Source organism: Paraburkholderia phymatum (genome assembly GCF_040965635.1).
GTDB lineage: Bacteria > Pseudomonadota > Gammaproteobacteria > Burkholderiales > Burkholderiaceae > Paraburkholderia > Paraburkholderia phymatum_B.
In genome coordinates this window covers 308,913-331,594 of record NZ_JBFRCH010000003.1, presented here as the reverse complement: position 1 = coordinate 331,594, position 22,682 = coordinate 308,913, and the positions used below count along the sequence as shown (strand labels likewise).

15 protein-coding genes and 1 pseudogene are annotated in these 22,682 nt (G+C 65.0%); all 16 read left to right on the top strand.

Annotated elements, in window-relative coordinates; genetic code table 11:
- Positions 1–37 precede the first annotated feature (37 nt).
- Positions 38–1,078 (top strand): type VI secretion system protein TssA, encoded by a 1,041-nt coding sequence (gene tssA / locus AB4Y32_RS08100; RefSeq protein WP_368720816.1) that lies wholly within the window; start codon positions 38–40, stop codon positions 1,076–1,078.
- 391 nt (positions 1,079–1,469) lie between these two features.
- Entirely contained in the window at positions 1,470–1,970 is a 501-nt protein-coding gene (gene tssB, locus AB4Y32_RS08095; RefSeq protein ID WP_028369702.1) for a type VI secretion system contractile sheath small subunit, read from the top strand.
- Positions 1,971–1,995: 25 nt separating this feature from the next.
- On the top strand, positions 1,996–3,492 hold the full coding sequence (tssC, locus tag AB4Y32_RS08090; protein ID WP_368720815.1) for a type VI secretion system contractile sheath large subunit: 1,497 nt from the start codon (positions 1,996–1,998) through the stop codon (positions 3,490–3,492).
- 46 nt (positions 3,493–3,538) lie between these two features.
- Positions 3,539–4,030: an Hcp family type VI secretion system effector gene (locus tag AB4Y32_RS08085; RefSeq protein WP_368720814.1), complete on the top strand. Its 492-nt coding sequence runs from the start codon at positions 3,539–3,541 to the stop codon at positions 4,028–4,030.
- Between the two features lie 140 nt (positions 4,031–4,170).
- A pseudogene (locus tag AB4Y32_RS08080) lies at positions 4,171–4,884 on the top strand (type VI secretion system accessory protein TagJ); the annotation flags it as partial.
- A gap of 118 nt (positions 4,885–5,002) precedes the next feature.
- A complete protein-coding gene (gene tssE, locus AB4Y32_RS08075; RefSeq protein ID WP_368720812.1) occupies positions 5,003–5,515 on the top strand; it encodes a type VI secretion system baseplate subunit TssE in 513 nt (170 codons plus the stop codon).
- Between the two features lie 4 nt (positions 5,516–5,519).
- Positions 5,520–7,397 carry a type VI secretion system baseplate subunit TssF gene (gene tssF / locus AB4Y32_RS08070; RefSeq protein WP_368720811.1) on the top strand — a complete coding sequence of 626 codons (1,878 nt, stop codon included), beginning with the start codon at positions 5,520–5,522 and terminating at the stop codon, positions 7,395–7,397.
- Positions 7,382–8,473 carry a type VI secretion system baseplate subunit TssG gene (tssG, locus tag AB4Y32_RS08065; RefSeq protein WP_368720810.1) on the top strand — a complete coding sequence of 364 codons (1,092 nt, stop codon included), beginning with the start codon at positions 7,382–7,384 and terminating at the stop codon, positions 8,471–8,473. Before tssF ends, tssG begins: the two co-directional genes overlap by 16 nt.
- 4 nt (positions 8,474–8,477) lie before the next feature.
- The gene (gene tssH, locus AB4Y32_RS08060) at positions 8,478–11,195 is read left to right on the top strand and encodes a type VI secretion system ATPase TssH (protein ID WP_368720809.1); all 2,718 of its coding nucleotides are present in this window, start codon (positions 8,478–8,480) and stop codon (positions 11,193–11,195) included.
- A gap of 27 nt (positions 11,196–11,222) precedes the next feature.
- Positions 11,223–11,612: a DUF4280 domain-containing protein gene (locus tag AB4Y32_RS08055; protein ID WP_368720808.1), complete on the top strand. Its 390-nt coding sequence runs from the start codon at positions 11,223–11,225 to the stop codon at positions 11,610–11,612.
- A gap of 1 nt (position 11,613) precedes the next feature.
- Positions 11,614–13,638, top strand: a complete 2,025-nt coding sequence (locus AB4Y32_RS08050) for a type VI secretion system Vgr family protein (protein WP_368720807.1) — start codon at positions 11,614–11,616, stop codon at positions 13,636–13,638.
- Positions 13,639–13,866: 228 nt separating this feature from the next.
- Positions 13,867–15,630 (top strand): type VI secretion system-associated FHA domain protein TagH, encoded by a 1,764-nt coding sequence (gene tagH / locus AB4Y32_RS08045; RefSeq protein ID WP_368720806.1) that lies wholly within the window; start codon positions 13,867–13,869, stop codon positions 15,628–15,630.
- 42 nt (positions 15,631–15,672) lie between these two features.
- Positions 15,673–17,007 (top strand): type VI secretion system baseplate subunit TssK, encoded by a 1,335-nt coding sequence (gene tssK, locus AB4Y32_RS08040; protein WP_368720805.1) that lies wholly within the window; start codon positions 15,673–15,675, stop codon positions 17,005–17,007.
- A gap of 14 nt (positions 17,008–17,021) precedes the next feature.
- Positions 17,022–18,311 carry a DotU family type VI secretion system protein gene (locus AB4Y32_RS08035; protein WP_368720804.1) on the top strand — a complete coding sequence of 430 codons (1,290 nt, stop codon included), beginning with the start codon at positions 17,022–17,024 and terminating at the stop codon, positions 18,309–18,311.
- 70 nt (positions 18,312–18,381) lie between these two features.
- The gene (gene tssM / locus AB4Y32_RS08030) at positions 18,382–21,915 is read left to right on the top strand and encodes a type VI secretion system membrane subunit TssM (protein ID WP_368720803.1); all 3,534 of its coding nucleotides are present in this window, start codon (positions 18,382–18,384) and stop codon (positions 21,913–21,915) included.
- Entirely contained in the window at positions 21,912–22,628 is a 717-nt protein-coding gene (tagF, locus tag AB4Y32_RS08025) for a type VI secretion system-associated protein TagF (protein WP_368720802.1), read from the top strand. Before tssM ends, tagF begins: the two co-directional genes overlap by 4 nt.
- Positions 22,629–22,682: the final 54 nt, after the last annotated feature.

Genomic DNA, 22,682 nt, shown 5'->3' with positions numbered 1-22,682 from the left:
TAAAACTATTCGTTTCTGACTGCAGCGAATACAACAAATGGCCACGCTCGATGCCGGGGTACTGCTTGCCGAACTCTCACCAGAAAGCCCTTGTGGGGACGATGTCGAGTACGACCCGCTGTTCCTCGAACTCGAACAGGCCGTTCACGGCAAACCGGATGTCCAGTATGGCGCAACCGTAGTCGCTGCCACGCCGCCGGACTGGAAGACAGCTCAGTCGCTTTCCCTCGAACTGTTCGGCAAGAGCCGCGACTTGCGTGTGGCCGCGCATCTTGCGCGCGCGCTGCTGCATCGGCAGGGCTTCGGGGGTCTTGCCGAAGGGCTCGCGCTGATCGAAGCGCTGCTCGAACAGCACTGGAATCATGTCCATCCGCAACTCGATCCCGACGACGACAACGACCCGACCGCGCGCATCAATGCGCTGACTGTTCTCGTCGATCAATCCGGCATGCTGCTGGACGTGCGCGATACGCCGCTTGTCGCTTCGCGCACGCATGGAATCGTCAGGCTGCGGGACATCGAATATGCGAACGGCGACGCGTCCGCGCCCGAGGGCGTCGAACCGTTGTCCCTCGCGTCGATCGACGCGGCGATCGCCGACGTGCGCGACGATGCCGTGCGCGTCGTCGCTGCGTTGCAGGGCGCGCGCAGCAGCAACACACGTATCGAAACGCTGTTGACGGAGCGCGTCGGCACGGCCCAGGCCATCGATCTGTCGCCGTTGTCGCGTCTGTTGCAACAGGCAGCGGGATTTCTTGGCGAGCGTGTCGGCGAAGCCGTGCCGCAAATCGCGAACGAAGCAGCGACAGGCGACGGAGAGACGGACGTGCCCGCGGGCACGGGCGCGCGAGCGAGCACGGGCGCGCCGCCGACGGGCGAAGTGAACAGCCGGCAGGACGTGATCCGGCTGCTCGACAAGATCTGCGCTTACTACCAGAAGCACGAGCCGTCGAGCCCGGTGCCATTGTTGCTGAACCGCGCGCGGCGTCTCGTGGACAAGAACTTCATGGAAATACTCGAGGACCTGGCGCCGGAAGGTCTTGGCCAGGCCCGGCAGGTTGGCGGTATCGATAGCTAGGGCCTGTTTAGATATGAAACGTGCATGCGAACGCCCGAAAGCGGCGGCAGGGCAAGGAGCAAGGAGCGCCCGTTTGGCCGAGCCAAACAAGCGACGCGCGACGCCGCCATGCGGCCGCTTTCGGGCGTTCCCGTGGAATAAATCCCAAAGAGGGTTGCCCCGTAAAGGGCCGCTCGCGGCGTCACGCTCCTTGCGAATATGCCCCGAAGGAAATCCCCTTGGGGGACGTCCAGTATTCGCTGCGTCGCAATCCTTGCGAGCGGCCCTTTACGGGGCAACGCATGCACGTTTCATATCTAAACAGGCCCTGTAGTCGTGGGGAGTTGATCAGCAACGCAACTGATACGCTGCCCCGTCTTTCGACGGTGCGGCGTCAACCAGGGGAACTGTCGTGGCCAAGGAAAGCAGCCAGAAATTCATCGCACGCAATCGCGCGCCGCGCGTGCAGATCGAATATGACGTCGAGGTGTATGGCTCGGAAAAGAAGGTGCATCTGCCCTTCGTAATGGGCGTGATGGCCGACTTGTCCGGGCAGCCTGCCGATCCGCTTGCGCCCGTCGCGGACCGCAAGTTTCTGGAGATCGACGTCGATAACTTCGATGAGCGCCTCAAGTCGATGAAGCCGCGCGTCGCGGTGCAGGTGCCGAACATGCTGACAGGCGAAGGCAACCTCGCCGTCGACATGACGTTCGAGAGCATGGACGACTTTTCTCCCGCTGCCGTCGCGCGCAAGGTCGATGCGCTGTCGAAGCTGCTGGAGGCGCGCGGCCAGTTGCAGAACCTGCTGACTTATATGGACGGCAAGACCGGCGCCGAGGAATTGATCGCTAAAGTACTGAACGATCCGGCCTTGCTTCAATCGCTCGCATCCGCGCCGAAGCCACAGGAATAAGCGCGACCAACAGTGGAGTCTGACCATGGCCGAACCCAATCCCCAGGAGCAGGTGCAGCAGGCAGAAGGCACGCTCGAAATGAGCGACTTCGCTAATCTGCTGCAAAAGGAATTCAAGCCGAAAAGCGAGAAAGCGAAAGAAGCCGTCGAGACGGCCGTGCGCACGCTCGCCGAACAGGCGCTGCGCGATACCGCAGTCATTTCGAGCGATGTTCTCGCGACCATCGAGGGCTTGATCGCGCAGATCGACAAGAAGCTGACCGACCAGATCAATCTGGTCATTCACTCGGAAGAGTTCCAGAAAGTGGAGAGCGCATGGCGCGGTCTGCACTATCTGGTAAACAACACCGAGACCGACGAGTCGCTGAAGATTCGCGTGATGAATATTTCAAAAGGCGAGTTGTACAAGACGCTCAAGAAATACAAAGGTACTGCATGGGACCAGAGCCCGTTCTTCAAGAAGCTCTACGAAGAAGAGTACGGGCAGTTCGGCGGTGAGCCTTATGGCGCGCTCGTCGCTGACTATTACTTCGACAACAGCGGTCCCGATGTCGACCTGCTGACCCAGATCGCGAAGATCTCTGCCGCCGCGCATGCGCCGTTCATCGCAGGCGCGGACCCCGCCGTCATGCTGATGGATTCGTGGCAGGAACTGGCCAATCCGCGCGACCTGACGAAGATCTTCCAGACCCCCGAGCATGCCGCGTGGCGCTCGTTGCGCGAGTCGGAAGATTCGCGCTACATCGGTCTCGCGATGCCGCGCTTTCTTGCACGCGCGCCCTATGGCGCGAAGACCAACCCCGTCGATGAATTCGACTTCGAGGAAGACACAGCGGGCGCGGACAGCGGCAAATACGCATGGGCCAACGCGGCCTACGCGATGGCGACCAATATCAACCGCTCGTTCAAGATGTACGGCTGGTGCTCGCGGATTCGCGGCATCGAGTCGGGCGGCGCCGTCGAGGGCTTGCCGGTGCATTCGTTCCCGACCGACGATGGCGGCGTCGACATGAAGTGCCCGACGGAAATCGCCATCAGCGACCGGCGCGAAGCGGAACTGGCGAAGAACGGCTTCATGCCGCTCGTGCACAAGAAGAACTCGGACTTTGCTGCGTTCATCGGCGCGCAATCGTTGCACAAGCCCGCCGAGTACGAAGATGCCGATGCCACGGCGAATGCGAATCTCGCCGCGCGGCTGCCGTATCTGTTCGCATGCAGCCGCTTTGCGCACTACCTGAAGTGCATCGTGCGCGACAAGATCGGCAGCTTCAAGGAAAAGGACGACATGCAGCGCTGGCTGCAGAACTGGATCTTGCAATACGTCGACGGCGATCCCGCTCATTCCAGCGAAGAGTCAAAAGCACGCCGGCCGCTTGCCGCCGCCGAAGTCGTGATCGAAGAAGTCGAAGGCAATCCCGGCTATTACACGTCGAAGTTTTTCCTGCGTCCGCATTACCAGTTGGAAGGCCTGACCGTGTCATTGCGGCTGGTCTCGAAGCTTCCGTCCGCCAAGGCGGCATGACGGAATTCCGTTGTTACCGACGAAACGTTTTTGAGTGGAGAAGAACATGGCCGTCGATATGTTCATGAAGCTGGGCGACATCAAGGGCGAGTCCCAGGACAAGACCCATAAGGAGGAAATCGAAGTGCTCGCGTGGAGCTGGGGGCTGAGCCAGAGCGGCACGATGCACATGGGCACGGGGGGAGGCGCAGGCAAGGTGAACGTGCAGGACCTTTCGTTCACCAAATACGTCGACAAGGCGTCGCCGGCGATCATGGCGGCCTGCTGCAAGGGCTCGCATATCGAATCGGCAGTGCTGACCGTGCGCAAGGCGGGCGGCGACAACCCGCTTGAGTACTACAAGGTGACGCTGACCGCGTTGCTGGTCAGCTCGTACTCGACGGGCGGCTCGGGTGGCGAAGACCGTTTCACCGAAAACGTGACGCTGAACTTCGAGAAGTTCCATGTCGAATATCAGCCTCAAAACGCGAAGGGAGCGAAGGAGGGCGGCGTCGTCGAGGTGAAGTGGGACATTCCGAAGAACGACGCGACCAACTAGACGGGGGCAGCGTGCCGTGCCGCAATCGAACAGCGCTGTGGCACGGCAACGCGATGGCGTGGGCAACGGCGTCCCGTCTCGCGCAGTTGCACGCCGTTGCGCGCAATTGCATTTGATCCGGCCTGACGGAGCGAATTGACATGACCGCAGAGGAAAGCTTGCGTGAAGGCGATCTGGACGAGAGCCTGCGCCAATTGCAGATGCAGGTTCGCAACGATCCGTCGAAGGCGTCCCTTCGCGTGTTCCTGTTCCAGTTGCTCGCGGTGCAGGGCTCGTGGGACCGCGCGCTGACTCAATTGAACGTCGTCGGCGATCTCGACGCCGCCGCGCTGCCGATGGTGCAGGCCTACCGCGAAGCGTTGCAATGCGAAGCGCTGCGCGAGGAAGTCTTCAACGGCACGCGCGCGCCGCTGATTTTCGGCGAGCCGACGGGCTGGCTCGCGTTGCTCGTCGAAGCGTTGCGGCTCGATGCGGCGGGTGATGGCGCAGCAGCCACGGCCGCCCGCGAACAGGCGCTCGCCGACGCGCCCACCACCTCGGGCAGCATCAACGGCGAGCCGTTCGAATGGATCGCCGATGCCGACGGCCGGCTCGGACCCACGCTTGAAACGGTGCTCAACGGCCGTTACTACTGGGTGCCTTTCTTCCGGATCAGGCGCATCGAGATCGAAGCGCCCGTCGATCTGCGCGACCGCGTCTGGACGCCCGCGATCTTCACGTGGGCCAACGAAGGCCAGGCAGCCGGACTGATTCCGACTCGCTATGCGGGCACGCTGGCCCACAAGAGCCACGCGCTATGGCTCGCGCGTCTGACCGAATGGATCGGCGGCGAGGCGGCGCAAGCGCGTCCCGTCGGGCAACGGATGCTGACGACCGACGTGAACGACTATGCGCTGCTCGATATCCGCACCATCGAACTGGCGGTCGACGCACCGCCTGGCAACGAGGGCGGTGCAAGCGCCGCACCGGATCATGGCTGAGTCGAGCACGCGCGACCGGTTGCAGCCCTCGCTGCTCGACCGGCTGACCGACTACGAGCCGGAGGTGAAGCAGGAGGCGCGCGAGCGCCGCGTGCTGTCGATGCGTGCGCTGCGCCAGAGCGTGCAGCGCGATCTCGCGTGGCTCCTGAACGCGAACGGACTCGCTTCCGTGCAGGAACTGTCGGGTTATCCGTATGTGAGCACGTCGGTATTGAACTTCGGCTTTCCGGACATCGCGGGCAAGACGGCCTCGGGCATCGATGCCGCGAAACTCGAAAAGCACGTGCGCGACGCGATCTGGGCATTCGAGCCGCGCATCATCCGCGACACGGTGCGCGTGACGGCCGTTCAGAACGAAGAAACCACGGGTCGCCACAATACCGTGTCGTTTCTGATCGAAGGAGACTTGTGGGCGCAGCCGTATCTGGAGCGGCTCTACTTCAGGACCGAGCTCGATCTCGAAGCCGGCGAAATCAGAGTGATCGACCAGAGCGGGGCACGTTGAATTCATGAACCCCGAACTGATCAAGTACTACAGCGAAGAGCTCCAGCATTTGCGCGAGATGGGCGGGGAGTTCGCGAAGGAATATCCGAAGGTCGCCGCGCGCCTCGGGCTGGAAAGCCTCGAATGCGCGGACCCGTATGTCGAGCGCCTGCTCGAAGGGTTCAGCTTTCTCGCCGCGCGCGTGCAGATGAAGATCGATGCCGAGTTTCCGCGCTTCACGCAGCATCTCGCGGAACTGGTCTATCCGCACTATCTCGCGCCGACGCCGTCGATGGCCGTCGTGCAGATCCAGCCCGATCTGAGCAACCCCGGCCTCGCGGAAGGCGTGAAGGTCGCGCGTGGCAGCGCGTTTCGCAGCGTGCTCGACAAGAACGGCTCGACGCGTTGCGAATATCGCAGCGCTCACGACCTGACGCTATGGCCGATCGAAATCGCCGATGCAAAGTTCTTCACGCATTCGGGCTCGCTCGGCGGCATAGATATCGCGCTGCCGCCCGGTGTGAAAGCAGGCCTGCGGCTGCGTCTGCGCGCGACGGGTGGCCTCAGGATCAACCAGTTGAAGCTCGACAGGCTGGTGCTGTATCTGCGCGGCGCCGACGCCTTGCCGACCCGCACCTATGAGCGCCTGCTCGGCTCTGCCGTTGGTGTCGTCCTGATGCCCGTCTCGCGACCCGCAACGTGGCATGCGCAACTGCCCGCAACGGCCGTCGTGCCCGTCGGCTTTGCGCAAGACGAAGCGTTGCTCCCGATCAGCAAGCAGTCGTTCCAGGGTTATCGGCTGCTACAGGAGTATTTCGCGTTCGCGCAACGCTTCATGTTCGTCGCGATCGATGGCTTGCAGCCGGCGCTGCGCCGTTGCGGCGACAACGAAGTGGAAGTGATCGTGTTGCTCAAGCGCGGCGATCCGCTGCTCGAACAGTCGCTCGACGCGTCCAACTTCGCGCTCTTCTGCACGCCCGCGATCAATCTGTTTCCGCGCCGGACGGACCGCATCGCGCTGTCCGGCGAGCAGTTCGAATATCACGTGATCGCCGATCGCACGCGGCCGATGGACTTCGAGATCTATTCGATCGACGAAGTCACCGGCTATGGCGCGGGTGCCGCCGCCGAGCAGAAGTTCGACGCGTTCTATCACGCGCGCGATCTCGGCGCGGGCCACGGCGCGAGCGCTTACTACCAGGTGCGGCGGGAGAAGAGGCTGCGTTCGTCGCGGCAGGCCGAACGCGGACCGCGCACGAGCTATCTGGGCAGCGAGACGTTCATCGCGCTCGTCGACGCGGCGAATGCGCCGTTTCGCGGCGATCTGCGCCAGCTCGGATTGCAGGTGCTCTGCACGAATCGCGACTTGCCGCTCACGCTGTCGATCGGCAGCGGCCAGAGCGACTTCACGCTCGATGTCGAGGCGCCCGTCGAGAGCGTGCGCTGCGTGAGCGGCCCGAGCCGCCCGCTGCCGTCGTATGCGCATGGCGCCGTCGCATGGCGGCTGCTGAGCCATCTGTCGCTGAACTATGCATCGCTCGTCGATAGCGACGCGAAAGAGGGCGCCCGCGCGTTGCGCGACCTTCTGAGCCTCTATTGCCCCGTCGGCGACCCGGCGACACAGCGGATGATCGAAGGCATGCATTCCGTCGAGTCGCATTCGGTGACGCGACGCCTGCCGTTTGCAGGACCGATCGTGTTCGGCCGTGGCCTTGCAATCACGCTGACACTCGACGATGCCGCTTTCGAAGGCGCGGGTGCATTTCTGCTCGGCGCCGTGATGTCGCACTACTTTGCGCAATACGTGTCGATCAATTCGTTCGCCGAGACGGTGGTGAGAACGCTGTCGCGCGGCGAGATCATGCGCTGGCCAGCGAGAGGCGGACAATGCCTGACGCTCTGACCTTGCTGCGCGAACTCGAAACACACGCATGGCGCTTCGATTTCTTCCAGGCCGTGCGGCTCATCGAGAACGCCCATCGCGACAAGCCGCGCATCGGGGAATCGCTGCGCCCGCGCGACGATGCCGTGCGCTTTTCGCAGGAGCCGGAACTGATCTTTCACCCGGCGACGCTCGCCGCGCTGATCCCGTCGCGTGATGGACACGCGGCTCGGCTCGCGGTGAATTTCATGGGCCTCTTGGGGCCGAACGGGCCGATGCCCGTGCATGTGACCGAATACGTGCGCGACCGCGCGCGCAACGCGAACGACCCGACGTTCGCGCGCTTTCTCGATGTGTTTCATCACCGGATGGTGTCGCTGTTCTATCGGGCGTGGGCCAATGCACAGCCGACCGTGAGTCTCGACAGGCCGCAGCACGACCGCTTTTCGGTGTATGTGGGCAGCACGTTTGGTCTCGGCGAAGCGGCGCTGCGCGAGCGCGATGCAGTGCCCGATTTCGCGAAGCTGCACTTCGCCGGACTGCTCGCTGCACCGACGCGTCCCGCAGCGGGCCTGCAACTGATTCTTGCGCGCTTTTTCCATCTGCCCGTGCGTATCGAGCAATGGGTCGGCCACTGGATGCCGCTGCCGCGCGACACGCTCTCGCGGTTGGGCGCGCGCGACGGATCGTCCGCGCTCGGTGTATCGACGCTGCTCGGCGCGAGCGTGTGGGATTGCCAGCACAAGTTTCGCATCGTCATCGGCCCGTTGACGCTCGCCGATTACGAGCGCTTCCTGCCAGGCGGCGAAAGCTTGCGCCGCCTGACCGACTGGGTACGCAACTACGTGCGCGACGGCCTCGACTGGGACCTGAACCTGTGGCTCAAGCAGGAAGATGTGCCGCGTCTCGCGCTGGGCCGCCGCGCGCGGCTCGGCTATACGAGCTGGCTGCTGGGCGGCCCCGCCGTGCAGGATCAGCGTCAACTGAAGCTGCATCCCGCTTCACATTCTTCTTCGTTGTCCGGGCGGCCCGGCGAACCCGAGCGTAGCGACGCGCACACGCGCCAGCCGGACCCCCAACACTCATCCAAGGACTAGCAAAATGGCCGAAATCAAACGTGCAGCGTTGTTCGGCAAGCTGAACAAGCTGGCCTATCGTGCGATCGAAAGTGCGAACGTGTTCTGCAAGTTGCGCGGCAATCCGTATATCGAGCTCGTACACTGGTTCCATCAGATCCTGCAATTGCAGGACTCGGATCTGCATCGCATCGTGAAGCACTTCGGCGTCGAGCCTTCGGCGCTGGCGCGCGACCTGACGGATGCGCTCGACCGGCTGCCGCGTGGCGCGGGCTCGGTCGTCGACATCGGATCGCAGGTCGAAGAGGCCGTCGAACGCGGCTGGGTGTTCGGCTCGCTGATGTTCGGAGAGTCGCAGGTGCGCACGGGGCATCTGGTCGTCGGCCTGTTGAAGACACCGTCGCTGCGCAACGCGCTGTACGGCATCTCGCGCCAGTTCGAGCGGGTCAAGCTGGAGGCGCTCGTCGACGAGTTCGACAGCCTGCTCGGCGGTTCGCCCGAAGCGGGCATGAGCGCGAGCGACGGCTTCCAGGCAGCGGGCGCGACACAGGGAGGCGATAGTGGCGGCGCTGTGCCGCCCGCCGCGATGGGCAAGCAGGAGGCGCTCAATCGCTTCACGACCGATCTCACTGAGCAGGCGCGCAGCGGCAAGCTCGACCCGATCGTCGGCCGCGACGAAGAGATCCGCCAGGTCGTCGATATCCTGATGCGCCGCCGCCAGAACAACCCGATCTTGACGGGCGAAGCGGGTGTCGGCAAGACGGCTGTGGTCGAGGGCTTCGCGCAGCGCATCGTCGCGGGCGACGTGCCGCCGACGCTGCGCGACGTGCAGTTGCGCACGCTCGACGTAGGCCTGCTGCAAGCGGGCGCGAGCATGAAAGGCGAATTCGAGAACCGGCTGCGCCAGGTGATCGAGGAAGTACAGGCTTCCGGGAAGCCGATCATTCTTTTCATCGACGAAGCGCACACACTCGTTGGCGCGGGCGGCGCGGCGGGCACGGGCGACGCCGCGAACCTGCTCAAGCCGGCGCTCGCGCGCGGCACGCTGCGCACCGTCGCCGCGACGACGTGGGCCGAGTACAAGAAGCACATCGAAAAAGACCCGGCCCTCACGCGGCGCTTCCAGGTCGTGCAGGTGCCCGAGCCCGACGAGACGAAGGCCATCCTGATGATGCGCGGCATCACGTCGACGATGGAGAAGCATCACAAGGTCCAGGTGCTCGACGAGGCGCTGGAGGCAGCCGTGCGGCTGTCGCATCGCTACATCCCCGCGCGCCAGTTGCCCGACAAGGCCGTGAGTCTGCTGGACACGGCTTGTGCGCGCGTCGCCGTGAGCCAGCACGCGACGCCGCCTTCCGTCGACGATTCGAGAAAGCGCATTGCCGCGCTCGAAACGGAACTCGCGATCATCGGGCGCGAGACGGCTGTCGGCATCGAAACGGGCGAAAGGCTCGCCGCGGCGACCGAGCATCTCACGACCGAGCGCGCGCGTCTCGAAGAACTCGAAGCGCGCTGGCAGGGCGAGAAAGAACTGGTCGAGCGCATCCTCGCGTTGCGCGCGCAACTGCGCAACGAGACAGGCAAGGTCGAAGGCGCGGCCAGCGCCGAATCCGCTGCATCCATCAATCCGGCCGCATCCGTCGATCCCGCCACGCGCGACGCGCGTCTTGCCGAACTGCGCGAACTGCAAGCGAAGCTCGCGCAGCATCAGGGCGAAGACCCGCTGATCCTGCCGACGGTCGACCAGCAGGCGGTCGCGTCCGTCGTGCAGGACTGGACGGGGATTCCCGTCGGACGAATGGTGCGCAACGAGATCGAGAACGTACTGAAGCTCGCGGAAAACCTGAACAAGCGGATCATCGGCCAGGGGCATGCGACCGAGATGATCGCGCGGCGCATCCAGACGTCGCGCGCGGGACTCGACAATCCGAACAAGCCGATCGGCGTGTTCATGCTCGCGGGCACGTCCGGCGTCGGCAAGACGGAAACGGCGCTGGCGCTCGCCGAAGTGCTGTACGGCGGCGAGCAGAACGTCATCACGATCAACATGAGCGAGTACCAGGAAGCGCATACCGTGTCGTCGCTGAAGGGCGCGCCGCCGGGCTACGTCGGCTATGGCGAAGGCGGCGTGCTGACGGAGGCCGTGCGGCGTCGTCCGTATAGCGTCGTGTTGCTCGATGAAGTGGAGAAAGCGCACCCCGACGTGCACGAGATCTTCTTCCAGGTGTTCGACAAGGGCTGGATGGAGGATGGCGAAGGGCGCGTGATCGACTTCAAGAACACGCTGATCCTGCTCACCACGAATGCGGGCACCGATCTGATCGCGAATCTGTGCAAGGACCCCGAGCTGATGCCCGAGCCGGAGGGCATTGCGAAAGCGCTGCGCGAGCCGTTGCTGAAGGTCTTTCCGCCGGCGCTGCTAGGACGCCTCGTCGCGATTCCGTACTACCCGCTGTCCGACGAGATGCTCGGCGCGATCATCCGCTTGCAGTTGGGGCGGATCGAAAAGCGCGTGCGCGCGACGCACAAGATTCCGTTCGCGTACGACGACGATGTCGTGAAGCTGATCGCGAGCCGCTGCACTGAACTGGAAAGCGGCGGCCGCATGATCGACGCGATCCTGACGAACACGTTGCTGCCTCACATCAGCAACGAGTTCCTCACGCGGATGATGAACGGCACCACGGTATCGAAGGTGCAGATCGGCGCGCGCGACGGCGAGTTCATCTACACGTTCGATTGAGCGCTTGCACTCAGACGGAGTTTGCATATGCCGCAGCAAGTCAGCATGGGAGCAACGTTGCAGTGCTCGTTCGGCGCAGCGCCATCGACGCTCGTCGTGCTGCCCGTGAACCGCGTGATGGGCGAAGGGCCGCCCGCCGCCAACATCATGGACCATGTGCCGCTCGTCAACATCATGCCGTTCGGCATGTGCAGCTCGCCCGCGAACCCGACCGTTGCCGCAGCGACGGCGGCCGCGATGGGCGTGCTCACACCGATGCCGTGCGTGCCCGCAACGGCGACGCCGTGGGTCACGGGCGCGCCGACCGTGCTTCTCGGCAGCCAGCCGTCGCTCGACAACGTCTCGAAGTGCATGTGCAACTGGGGCGGCGTCGTCACCATCGTCAACCCGGCCACCGTCAATACGATGATTCCGTGATATGACTACGCAAGACCCGCTCCGCCACATCACCGTCAGTTGCGCGCCTGCCGGCAGCGACCTGCTGTTCCTGCGCCTGACCGGGCACGAGGCGCTCGGGCGGCTCAGCGAGTTTCATCTGGATCTGCTCAGCACCAGCAACGATCTGAAGCCGGGCGATCTGCTCGGCCAGGATATCTCGATTGCCGTGTCCCTGCCCTCTGACGGCGAGCGGCAGATCAACGGCATCGTCACCGCGTTTCGCATCGTCGCGCCCGGCGATCGCACGCGCAACCGGATTGCGCGCTACGAGGCCGTCGTGCGGCCGCGGCTGTGGCTGCTCACGCGTGCGTCGCACAGCCGCTTCTTCCATGAGATGACCGTGCCTGACATCATCGCGAAGGTGCTGCAGGATTACGACATCGATATGAGCAACAAATGCTCGGCGACGTATCCGTCGCTGGAGCATTGCGCACAGTATCGCGAGACGGATTTCGCGTTCGTCAGCCGGCTGATGGAGCACGAGGGCATCTATTACTACTTCGAGCACAAGAGCGGCAAGCACACGCTCGTGATGACGGATTCAGCAGACGTGCATGCGTCGATCGATCACTACGCGACGATCGCCTATGACGGGTGGTACGAGCCGGGCCACGAGAAAGAGTGCGTGTATCAGTGGTCGTCGGGTGCCGAGTTGCAGACGGGCAAGTACGAAGTGAACGAGTACGACTTCGAGAAGCCATCGTCGAGCAACCAGCAAGGGCTGCTGTCGCGCGCGACGCGGCCGAAGGTCTACGATCCGCCCGTATACACGATGCAGGAGCACCTGAGCGGCCACATCCAGTCCGGCGACGGCGACCGTTACGCAAAGGTCGGCGTGGAGATTCGCCAGGCCCGCAACGACAGCATCAGCGGCCGGTCGAGCGCGCGCGGCGTGTGGCCGGGCGGGCTGTTCAAGCTGCAAGGACACGCGTGCGATGCTCAGAACCACGACTATCTGGTGGTCAGCGCAGAGTACGAAATCAATTCCGACACGTACGTATCCACCTATAACGACAACCGCGGCGACAAGCGTAACGACAACCGCGGCGACAAGCGCGCGCTGCCGTTCTTCGATTGCAGCTTTGCCGCGCTGCGCAAGGAAAACCAGTTCCGCGCCGAACGCATCACGCCGCGGTCCATCGTGGCAGGCCCGCAGACCGCGATGGTGGTCGGACCCGACGGCGACGAGATTCTCACCGACAAGTATGGCCGCATCAAGGTGCAGTTTCATTGGGAGCAGTTCGCACCGCCCGCCGATGCGGCCGCGAGAATGAAGCGCTGCTGGGTGCGCGTATCGCACGACTGGGCAGGCAAGCGCTGGGGCACGTTCTTCATCCCACGCATTGGCCAGGAAGTGCTCGTCGATTTCATCGAAGGCGACCCTGACCGGCCGCTCGTCACCGGCTGCGTGTACAACGCGAACACGATGCCGCCGTACGACCTGCCGGCGAACGCCGCGCTGTCCACGCTCAAGAGCAATTCGACCAAAGGCGGCGGCGGGTTCAATGAAATGCGCTTCGACGATACGAAGGGCAGCGAGCAACTGTTCTTCCACGCGGAAAAAGACCATGAAACGTGGATCAAGAACGACATGCTGACGAACGTCGGCAACGACCGCCATCTGAAGGTGACGGGCAATGAATTCATTGCGGTGACGGGCGCGCGGCACGACAGCGTAACGGGCGATCGCAACGCGAAAGTGCAAGGCAATGACTCGCTGAACGTCAGCCAGAAGTTGCAGGAAAAAGTCGGGATGGACTACGCGATCGACGCGGGCATGAACATCCATATCAAGGCGGGCATGAACGTCGTAATCGAAGCGGGCGTGAGCATCACGCTCAAGGCAGGGGGCGCGTTCGTCGTGGTGGGGCCGGCAAGCGTCGCGGTATCAGGCACGCCGATCCTGTTGAATTCGGGTGGCTCGGCGGGATCGGGCAGCGGCTCGTCGCCTGCTGCGCCCACCGATCCGAAGGACGCTGATGATGGTACGAAGAAGCTCAAGTGATGACGGGATGCGTGGATGATTTGCAGGGGATCAGGCGGTCTGCATGGGACTGGAGTAAGTGCTAAAGCACTAACTCCAGCCGACAGCTAAAGCGCCAACTCTGGTCGACCGCGCTGCATGGGACCAGAGTAAGGTGCTCTGCATGGGACTGGAGTAAGTGCTAAAGCACTAACTCCAGCCGACAGTTCAAGCGCCAACTCTGGTCGACAAGCCAAGGGGATGATAGAGGTGAGCAATCCGGTTCTTTCGTTGCGCGTCGCGCGTTTCAATGACGAGCCTGTCGCCGAGCCGATCGCGGTCGAGTTCGGCACGGCGGGCGGCACCATTGGACGCGCAACCGACTGCACGCTGGTCCTGCCCGATCAGCAGCGCGCGATTTCGCGCGTGCACGCGCGCATCGAGTTTCGTGACGGCGAGTATCTGTTGTGCGATCTCGGCAGCAATCCGAGCGTGCTGAATCAGCGCGCGCTCGGCGGCACGCGCGAGGCCCGGCTTGCGAGCGGCGACCGGCTGATGATCGGCACGTATCTGCTCGAAGTGTCGATCGGCGAACGCGTCGCTGGCGCGCGCAGCATGACGGGGGCGGGGCTGCCCGATCCGCTGGCAGCTGTGAAGGTGCTCGGCGAACCGTCGCCCGCCGACGCGCAAGGCGATCCGTTCGGCCTCGGCGCGCTCGATCCGCTCGGACAGCCCGCCTTCGGCGAGCGCAAGCCGATTGCGACGGGGCCGCGCTATGCAGGCTCTGAAAGCGATCACGTCGCGCCGGAGTTTCAGGCGTTCTCCGCGCCTGTGGCGTCGGCGCCTCTCGTGCCGCCAGCGACGCCTGGCGCGTTCGGTTCGTCTGCGTCGCCGGCTGCATCGCCGGGAGGCATTCCCGCCGACTACGATCCGCTCGCGGATGCGCTCGCGCAATGGGAGTCGTCGCCGCGTCCTGGCGGCGCGCCTGCCGTGGCCGCACCTGCATCGCCGGTGTTTGCGCCGCCACCCGCGCCCGTGTTTGTGTCCGCTCCGGCGCATCCGGCTCAGAGCGCAACGCCGTCCGCTCCGGCACCTGCACCTGTGTTTCAACAGGGACCGACGGGCTTGCCAGCCAGCCTGCTCGACGATGCCGCGGCGAGTGGCCCAGCGACGCCATTCGACGATCTGCTCGCGCAGCCCGCACAGCACGCGCCTCTCGAAGATCCTACCGAGGTCGCGCCCGTTCCCGCGCCTGCGCCCGTCGCGCGTGAGCCTGTGCAGACGGCCGTGTTCGAACGGCAAGCGCCATCGCCTGCGCCATCGCCCGCACCTGCCGCGACCACTGCCACGATGCCAGCACACGCCCCCGCACCATCGAGCGAACACGAAGCACCGCGCCCCGCGCAAGCGTCGGGCGACGCATACGCCGCGCTACTCGAAGGACTCGGCCTCGATCCTTCGCGCGCGCCCAATCTTCCGCCCGCCGATCTTGCGCGTCTCGTCGGCGCGATGCTGCGCGACGCGCTGCGCGGCACGATGGCCGTGCTTCGCGCGCGCTCGATGACGCGTCGCGAGGCGCGTCTCGACGTCACGCTGATCGTCGCGCGAGACAACAACCCGCTGAAGTTCTTCCCCGATGTCGACAGCGCACTCGCGCAGATGCTGACGGGCCGCGGCGCCGGTTATCTGTCGCCGGCGCAGGCGCTGGAGCGCGCGTTCGACGACATCGAGTCGCACGAACTGGCCGTGATCGTCGGCATGCGCGCGGCGCTCGCGGAAGTGCTCGCGCGCTTCGATCCCGCGACGATCGAGGCCCAGTTGAAGGAGGGCGGCGTGATCGACAAGGTGCTGTCCAACCGCAAGTCAAAGCTTTGGGACCTGTTCGTCGAACGGCATGAGAGCGTCGCGCGCGAGGCGCAGGACGACTTCCAGCGCCTGTTCGGCAACGCGTTCAACGATGCGTACGAAGCGCAGATCGATGCACTGCGCGCCGCGCGCAAGAACGGCAAGACAGACCCGTCGGACAACCGCTGATCATTTTCGCCACGAGAACGCCACTAGCTAGCGACAACAAACATGTCCTGGAACAGCAAAGTCATCTGGTCGGAGGGGATGTTCCTGCAGCCTCAGCATCTGCAGCAGCACGACCGCTACTTGCAGACGCAACTGGAAACGCGGGCTGCGGGACTGCGTCCGTATAGCTGGGGGCTGACGGCGCTCGAAATCGACGAGCAGTTGCTCAAGCTCGGCAAGGTCGCGCTGCTGTCGTGCGCGGGCGTGATGCCCGACGGCACGCCGTTCAACCTGCCCGCCGACGACGACCTCCCCGAGCCGCTCGATATTCCGGAAGGCACGCGCAATACGCTGATCGCGCTCGCGCTGCCCGTGCGCAGACCGGGCATCGCGGAAACGGGCAACGACGGGAGCGAAGAAAATTTCGCGCGGCACCGCGTGTCCGAACTCGAAATCGGCGACAGCAACGATCCGAATGCCGCGCCGGCGCTGATGCAGATCGGCAAGCTGCGCGTGCGGCTCGCGCTCGAACCCGATGTGGCGAATGCGTATGCGGTGCTCGGCGTCGCGCGCGTCGTCGAGCGCTTGCCGGATAACCGCGTCGTGCTCGAAGGCGACTACAGCGCGCCGTGTCTCGACTATCGCGTGGCGCGCCGGCTCGCCGCATTCGTCGATGATCTCGTCGGCCTGCTGCATCAGCGCGGCGAAGCGTTGGCCGCGCGTCTTGCGCAGCCGGGCGTGACGGGCGTCGCGGAAGTGGCGGATTTCCTGCTGCTGCAACTGATCAACCGGCACGAGCCGCTCGCCGCGCACCTGTCGACGATGACGGGGCTGCATCCCGAAGCGCTGTACGCGATCGCGTTGCAGCTTGCGGGCGAACTCGCCACGTTCAGCCAGCCGACGAAGCGCCCGCCCGCGTATCCCGTGTATCGGCACGACCGGCTCAAGGAAACTTTCGCGCCCGTCATCGACGATCTGCGCGCGTCGCTCAGCATGGTGATGGACCCGCACGCGGTACCGATTCCGCTCGAAGAGCGCAAGTTCGGCTTGCGCGTGGCGCTCGTGCCGGACAAGAACCTGTTCGCTTCGGCGATGTTCGTGCTGGCCGTGCGCGCGCAGATGCCCGCGGAAAACATCCTCACGGGCTTTGCGCCGCAAGTGAAGATCGGACCGATCGAGCGCATTCGCGATCTCGTGAACCTGCAGTTGCCCGGCATCGGGCTGCGCGCGCTGCCCGTCGCGCCACGCCAGTTGCCGTTTCATGCGGGGTTCACGTACTTCGAGCTCGATCGCGGCAATGATTTGTGGAAGCAGTTCGCGACGTCCGCCGGCATGGCGTTGCACGTCGCGGGCGAATTCCCGGGGCTGGCGATGGAACTTTGGGCCATCCGCCGCTGAAGAGGACTGACATCGTGACTCCAGATGAACCGCGCGGTCCGCTCGACGATCCCGGCGCGACGATCCTGATCCCGACGCCGGGCGGCGCGCGCGCCGCATTCGTGGCGGCCGCGGCGAGCACGGCGCCCATCGCGCCGAACGCGGGCGGCCTCAATCCGCTGCTGCGCGCGGCGAATCCTCTGCTCGAACTGGCCGTGCCGCTGCGCCAGTTGCCGACGCATCCGAACGTCGAAGAGTTGCGTACTCAACTGATCCAGATGATGCGCACGTTCGAGACGCAAGGGCGCGCGAGCGGCATCGACGACGAGAAGCTCGGCGCGTCGCGCTATTGCCTGTGCACGTTCCTCGACGAGTCGATTGCGAGCACGCCCTGGGGCGCGGGCATGTGGGCGAGCCGCAGCCTGCTCGTGACGTTTCACAACGAGGCGTCGGGCGGCGAGCGCTTCTTCCTGATCCTGCAGCGGCTCGCGCAGAACCCGGCCGCAAATGTCGATGTGCTCGAACTGATCTACGTCATTCTCGGGCTCGGCTTCGAAGGGCGTTATCGATTGATCGACGGCGGGCGCACGCAACTCGACACGATCCGCGAACGGCTCGAAACGATGATCCGCTCGCAACGCGGCGCCGCCGAACGCGACCTGTCCGTGCACTGGTTGCCCGTCAAGGCGGAGCGCAAGCCGCTGCTGCAACTGGTGCCATTGTGGGTCGCGGCCGCCGTCGCGTGCGTGCTGCTCGTCGGCGTGCATCTGGTGCTGAGCCTGCGTCTGAACGACGAATCGGACCGCGTGTTCGTCGCGTTGCACGGCGTGCGCGTCGCGCCACCGCCGCTCGCCGCCGCGAAAGCCGCGCCGCCGCCTGCGCTTGCGCCGAAGCTGTCGCAATTCCTCGCGCCCGAGATCGCACAGGGGCTCGTGCGCGTCGCCGAAAAGCCGGACAGGACGATCGTCGAGATCAACGGCGACGGGCTCTTCGCATCGGGCAGCGCCGAACTCACGTCGAGCTATCTGCCGTTGATCCAGCGTATCGGCGATGCGCTGAAGGATGTGCCGGGCAATGTCGTCGTCGCGGGACACACGGACAACCAGCGTCTGCTGTCGGCGCGCTTCCCGTCGAACTGGCACCTGTCGCAAGCGCGCGCCGATGTCGTGAAAGACATGCTGGCCGCGCGCGCGGGATCGCCTGGCCGCTTCACCGCCGAAGGCCGCGGCGACACCGAGCCGATCGCGCCCAACGACACGCCGGCAAACCGCGCGAAGAACCGCCGTGTCGACATCACCATTCTCGCGCCGGGGGCGGCATCGTGACTTCGTTCGCCATCTGCGCGCAACGCACGCAATGCACGCAACGCACGCAACACTGCGAGGGTCATCGCCCATGAAACTCCTTGGCTGGCTGAGGCGCCCGATCGTGCTGACGTTCCTCGGCGTGCTGGCGCTTGCGCTGATCGTGTGGATCGAAGGCCCGTTGCTGGCGTTCGCAGGCAAGGCGCCGCTCGAAACGGCGACGAGCCGCTGGATCGTGATCGTCGTGTTGTTCGTGCTGTGGGCGCTCTATTGGGGCGTGCGCTGGCTGATCGTGCGGCTCGCGAACGTGCGCTTTACGCGCGTGGTCGCCGAGGAGACGCCGCAGCCTGGCAAGAAGGAATCGGAGGCGGATGTCGCCGCGCTCAAGCAGCGCTTCGAAGAAGCGATGGGAATCCTGCGTAAGGCGCGCATCAAGGGGCGCTTCGGCAGCCAGTATGTGTATCAGCTGCCCTGGTACATGTTCGTCGGCGCGCCCGGCACCGGCAAGACAACGGCGCTGCTGCACTCGGGCCTCAAGTTTCCGCTCGCGGACCGGCTCGGCAAGCAGGCAGTCGGCGGCGTCGGCGGCACGCGCAATTGCGACTGGTGGTTCACCGACGATGCCGTGATGCTCGACACGGCCGGCCGCTACACGACCCAGGACAGTTTCGCCGAAGCCGATCAGGCCGCATGGGGCGGCTTCCTGCAACTGCTGCGCAAGTACCGGCCGCGCCGGCCGCTCAACGGCGTGATCGTCGCGCTGTCGGTGCAGGATCTGCTGCAACTGTCCGACACCCAGCGCGCGGTGCAGGCAGGCGCCGTGCGCGAACGTCTGAAGGAACTGTACGCGCGGCTCGGCATGCGGTTCCCTGTGTATGTGGTCGTGACGAAGTGCGATCTGCTGGCGGGCTTCGCCGAGTTCTTCGACGACCTCGGTCGCGACGAGCGCGAACAGGTGTGGGGCGTGACGTTCCCCTACGTCGCGCAAGGCGCGCCCGACGAAGCGCTGGCGTCGTTCCCCGGCGAGTTCGCCGGGCTGGAGAAGCAGTTGCAGGCGCGTGTCTTGAGACGCATGCAGCAGGAGACCGACACGCGGCGGCGCGCGCTCGTGTACGGCTTTCCGCAGCAGTTCGCCGGCCTCGAGAATGTGCTGACGTCGTTCCTCCAGGAGACCTTCAGCACGTCGCGCTTCGACGAAGCAGCGCTCTTGCGCGGCGTCTATTTCACGAGCGGCACGCAAGAGGGACGGCCCATCGATCGCGTAATGAGCGCCGTCGCGGCCGCGCTCGGCTTGCAGCGCCAGGTCGTGCTGCCCGATCCGGCGAGCGGGCGCGCGTACTTCATCACGCGGCTGCTGCGCGACGTCATTTTCCAGGAAGCGGGACTGGCGGGCACGAACCCGAAACTGGAGCGCCGTCGAACGTGGTTGCAGCGCATCGCACTCGCGCTGATCGGCGTCGCGGTGGTGATCGCGCTGGTGCTGTTCTTCATCAGCTATCAGCGCAATCGTGCGTATATCGCCGATGTCCAGCAGCATGTGAGCGCATTGCAAAAGCTCGCGCAGAGCACGCGGCCCGGCGACGATCCGCTCACGCTGCTGCCGTTGCTCAATGCCGCGCGCGATTTGCCGGGCGGCTACGCGGATCGCGACAGGAGTGTGCCGTGGCTTTCGCGGCTCGGCCTGTATCAGGGCGACAAGCTGGGCCTCGAAGCGCAGGCGAGTTACAGGCGGCTCCTGAAGCAAACGCTATTGCCCCTCGTCGTGCGCAGAATGGAAGAAGAGCTGCGGCGCGGCGATGCGAACAATCCCGACTTTCAGTACGAAGTGCTGCGCGCGTATCTGATGCTCGGCGATGCGTCGCACTTCGACGCGGATTCCGTCCGTCTGTGGGCCGACATCGACTGGCGGCGCGGACCGCTGCGCGATGCGAGCGACGATCAGCGCAACGATATCGACGGTCATCTCGCCGCGCTGTTCCAGCCCGCGCTGTTCGATGCGTCGCTGCCGCTCGACAAGAACCTGATCGCGCAGGCGCGCACGAACCTCGCGAAGATGCCGCTTGCGCAGCGCATGTTCAACCGCGTCGCGCGCGATCTGGAGCAGACGAAGCTGCCTGAGTTCAGCATCGCGTCGGCGGGCGGACGCAATGCCACGCTCGTGCTCGTCAGAAAGAGCGGCGCGCCGCTCACGCGCGGCGTGCCGGGCGCTTATACGCGGGCGGGCTATCAGAAATTCGGTCAGCTACGCGACGCTGCCGTGGTCGATGTCGCGCGGGACGACTGGGTGCTCGGCCGTGAAGAGTCCGTGTTGACGCCGAACGGCATCGATGACCTGAAGTCCGCGATGACGCGGCTCTACTACGACGAGTACATCCGGCAGTGGGACGCGCTGCTCGCGGATGTCGACGTGGTGCCGTTCGATGGCGTCGAGAAGGGCGCGCGCGTCGCGAACCTGCTCGCCGCGCCCGATTCGCCGTTGCGTGCGCTGATGCTCGTCGCCGCTCAGGAGACGACGCTCGGCACGGTCAAGACGGGCGGGTCGCTGGCCGGGCAGGGCGCCGCCGCGCTCGGCAACAAGCTCGATGCAGTGAAAAAGCGGCTCGAAAGCGCGCTCGGCAATCAGCCTGACGAAGCGCCGCCGCCGACCGCGCAGGTCAATCCCGTCGATGCGCACTTCCAGGCGCTGCACGATCTCGCGGGCAAGCCGGGCGCGGCGGGGCCCGTGCCGCTCGATACGCAGCTCGCGGCGCTCAAGGACGCGGCGTCGTATCTCGAAGCCGCCGATTCCGCGCGCAAGCAGGGACTGCCCGCGCCGCCCGGCGATGCGCTGAACAAGCTGAAGCTCGCCGCGCAGGGTGCGCCCGCGCCGCTCGCGAACGTCGCCGACGACATCGCGAACGGCGGCTCGATGCTGATGATCGGCGGCGAGCGGGCGCGTCTGAATGCGCTGTGGCAGGCCAATGTCGCGCAGCTTTGCCGGCAGGCGCTCGATGGCCGCTATCCGCTGGTGCGCGGCTCAAGTCGTGATGCGGCATCCGACGACTTCGGGCGGCTACTCGGGCCCGGCGGTCTGATCGACGATTTCTTCCAGAAGAACCTCGCGACGCTCGTCGACATGTCGGGGCCGCAGTGGCGCTGGCGCAATGGCGCCGATTCGTCCGGCATTCCGCAGGACGTGCTCGCGCAGTTTCAGCGGGCCGCGCAGATCAGGGATGCGTTTTTCCGCGCGGGCGGGCGCGACGTCTCCGTGCGCTTCTCGCTCAAGGTGCTCGATATCGATCCCGCGATCGATCACGCCACCATCGACATCGACGGGCAGCAGCTGGTTGCCGCGCATGTCGATCAGTCGATGGTGTTCCAGTGGCCGAGCGGCAAGGGCACGGGACAGGCGCATGTCGATTTCGAGCCGTCGGGCGACGCGTCGGCGCCTCGGGCGGATGGGCCGTGGGCGCTGCTGCATCTGGTCGACGACGCGCGCTTGCAGCCGACTGCGCAAGCGGACCGGTTCAAGATGACCTTCGATTCGGATGGACGCACGCTCGTGCTTCAGCTCGACGCGAGCAGCGTGACGAACCCTTTCCGTCGAGGAATATTCGATCAGTTTCGCTGTCCTGACCGGCTATGAGCGAGTTCGCAGGAGAAGGGCCTGGTTTTTTCGGCAAGGTGCGCACGCATGGCGACTTCGTCACGCGGCGTCTGCCCGCCGCGTTCGTCGCGCCGTGGGACGCGTGCCTGCAGCAGGGCATGCTGTTCGCGCAGCGGTGGTTCGATGCGCAGTGGCTGCCCGTGTATCTGAATGCGCCCGTCTGGTGCTTTGCGCTCGGCGCGGGCATCTGCGGCGAGTCGGCTTGGGCGGGCGTCGTGATGCCGGGCGTCGACAGAGTGGGGCGTTACTTTCCGTTCACGATCGCGGCGCCGATTGCGTGCGGCGATGCGACCGGATGGCTCGTCGGCGCGCAGTCCTGGTACGACGAGGCGACACGGCGCGCATTGTCGACGCTTGCCGACGATTTCGTGCTCGAGTGCTTCGATGCGGAACTCGATGCTTGGGGGCCGCCTATGGTTGCATCGACAACAAATGATGCGCCCGCATGGCGGCTGTGTCCGATGGAACAGGCGCAGGCGGACAACATGCAGCCAGTCGCCACGCAAAGCGGCTTCTCTGCATTGCTGGCTGTTTGCACGGAGATGGGATCGAGCGCGTGGTGGACGCAAGGATCGAGCGCGGTGCCCGCGTCGCTGTTGTGCGGACGGGGACTGCCCGATGGCGAGCGCTTCATCGGCCTGCTCGACGATGCGCGCAGCGGCTGGCAGTCGGTTGTGAAATTGCGCGAATGAAAGCGGATGACAGCGGGCGCAAGCTCGCACGCGTGTGGACAGGTCAAGCGTTGA

Excerpts from the sequence above, each read along its gene's own strand:
- tssA (WP_368720816.1), top strand. The coding sequence starts at position 38 with ATGGCCACGCTCGATGCCGGGGTACTGCTTGCCGAACTCTCACCAGAA.
- tssC (WP_368720815.1), top strand. The coding sequence starts at position 1,996 with ATGGCCGAACCCAATCCCCAGGAGCAGGTGCAGCAGGCAGAAGGCACG.
- AB4Y32_RS08085 (WP_368720814.1), top strand. The coding sequence starts at position 3,539 with ATGGCCGTCGATATGTTCATGAAGCTGGGCGACATCAAGGGCGAGTCC.
- tssE (WP_368720812.1), top strand. The coding sequence starts at position 5,003 with ATGGCTGAGTCGAGCACGCGCGACCGGTTGCAGCCCTCGCTGCTCGAC.
- tssF (WP_368720811.1), top strand. The coding sequence starts at position 5,520 with ATGAACCCCGAACTGATCAAGTACTACAGCGAAGAGCTCCAGCATTTG.
- tssG (WP_368720810.1), top strand. The coding sequence starts at position 7,382 with ATGCCTGACGCTCTGACCTTGCTGCGCGAACTCGAAACACACGCATGG.
- tssH (WP_368720809.1), top strand. The coding sequence starts at position 8,478 with ATGGCCGAAATCAAACGTGCAGCGTTGTTCGGCAAGCTGAACAAGCTG.
- AB4Y32_RS08055 (WP_368720808.1), top strand. The coding sequence starts at position 11,223 with ATGCCGCAGCAAGTCAGCATGGGAGCAACGTTGCAGTGCTCGTTCGGC.
- AB4Y32_RS08050 (WP_368720807.1), top strand. The coding sequence starts at position 11,614 with ATGACTACGCAAGACCCGCTCCGCCACATCACCGTCAGTTGCGCGCCT.
- tssK (WP_368720805.1), top strand. The coding sequence starts at position 15,673 with ATGTCCTGGAACAGCAAAGTCATCTGGTCGGAGGGGATGTTCCTGCAG.
- tssM (WP_368720803.1), top strand. The coding sequence starts at position 18,382 with ATGAAACTCCTTGGCTGGCTGAGGCGCCCGATCGTGCTGACGTTCCTC.
- tagF (WP_368720802.1), top strand. The coding sequence starts at position 21,912 with ATGAGCGAGTTCGCAGGAGAAGGGCCTGGTTTTTTCGGCAAGGTGCGC.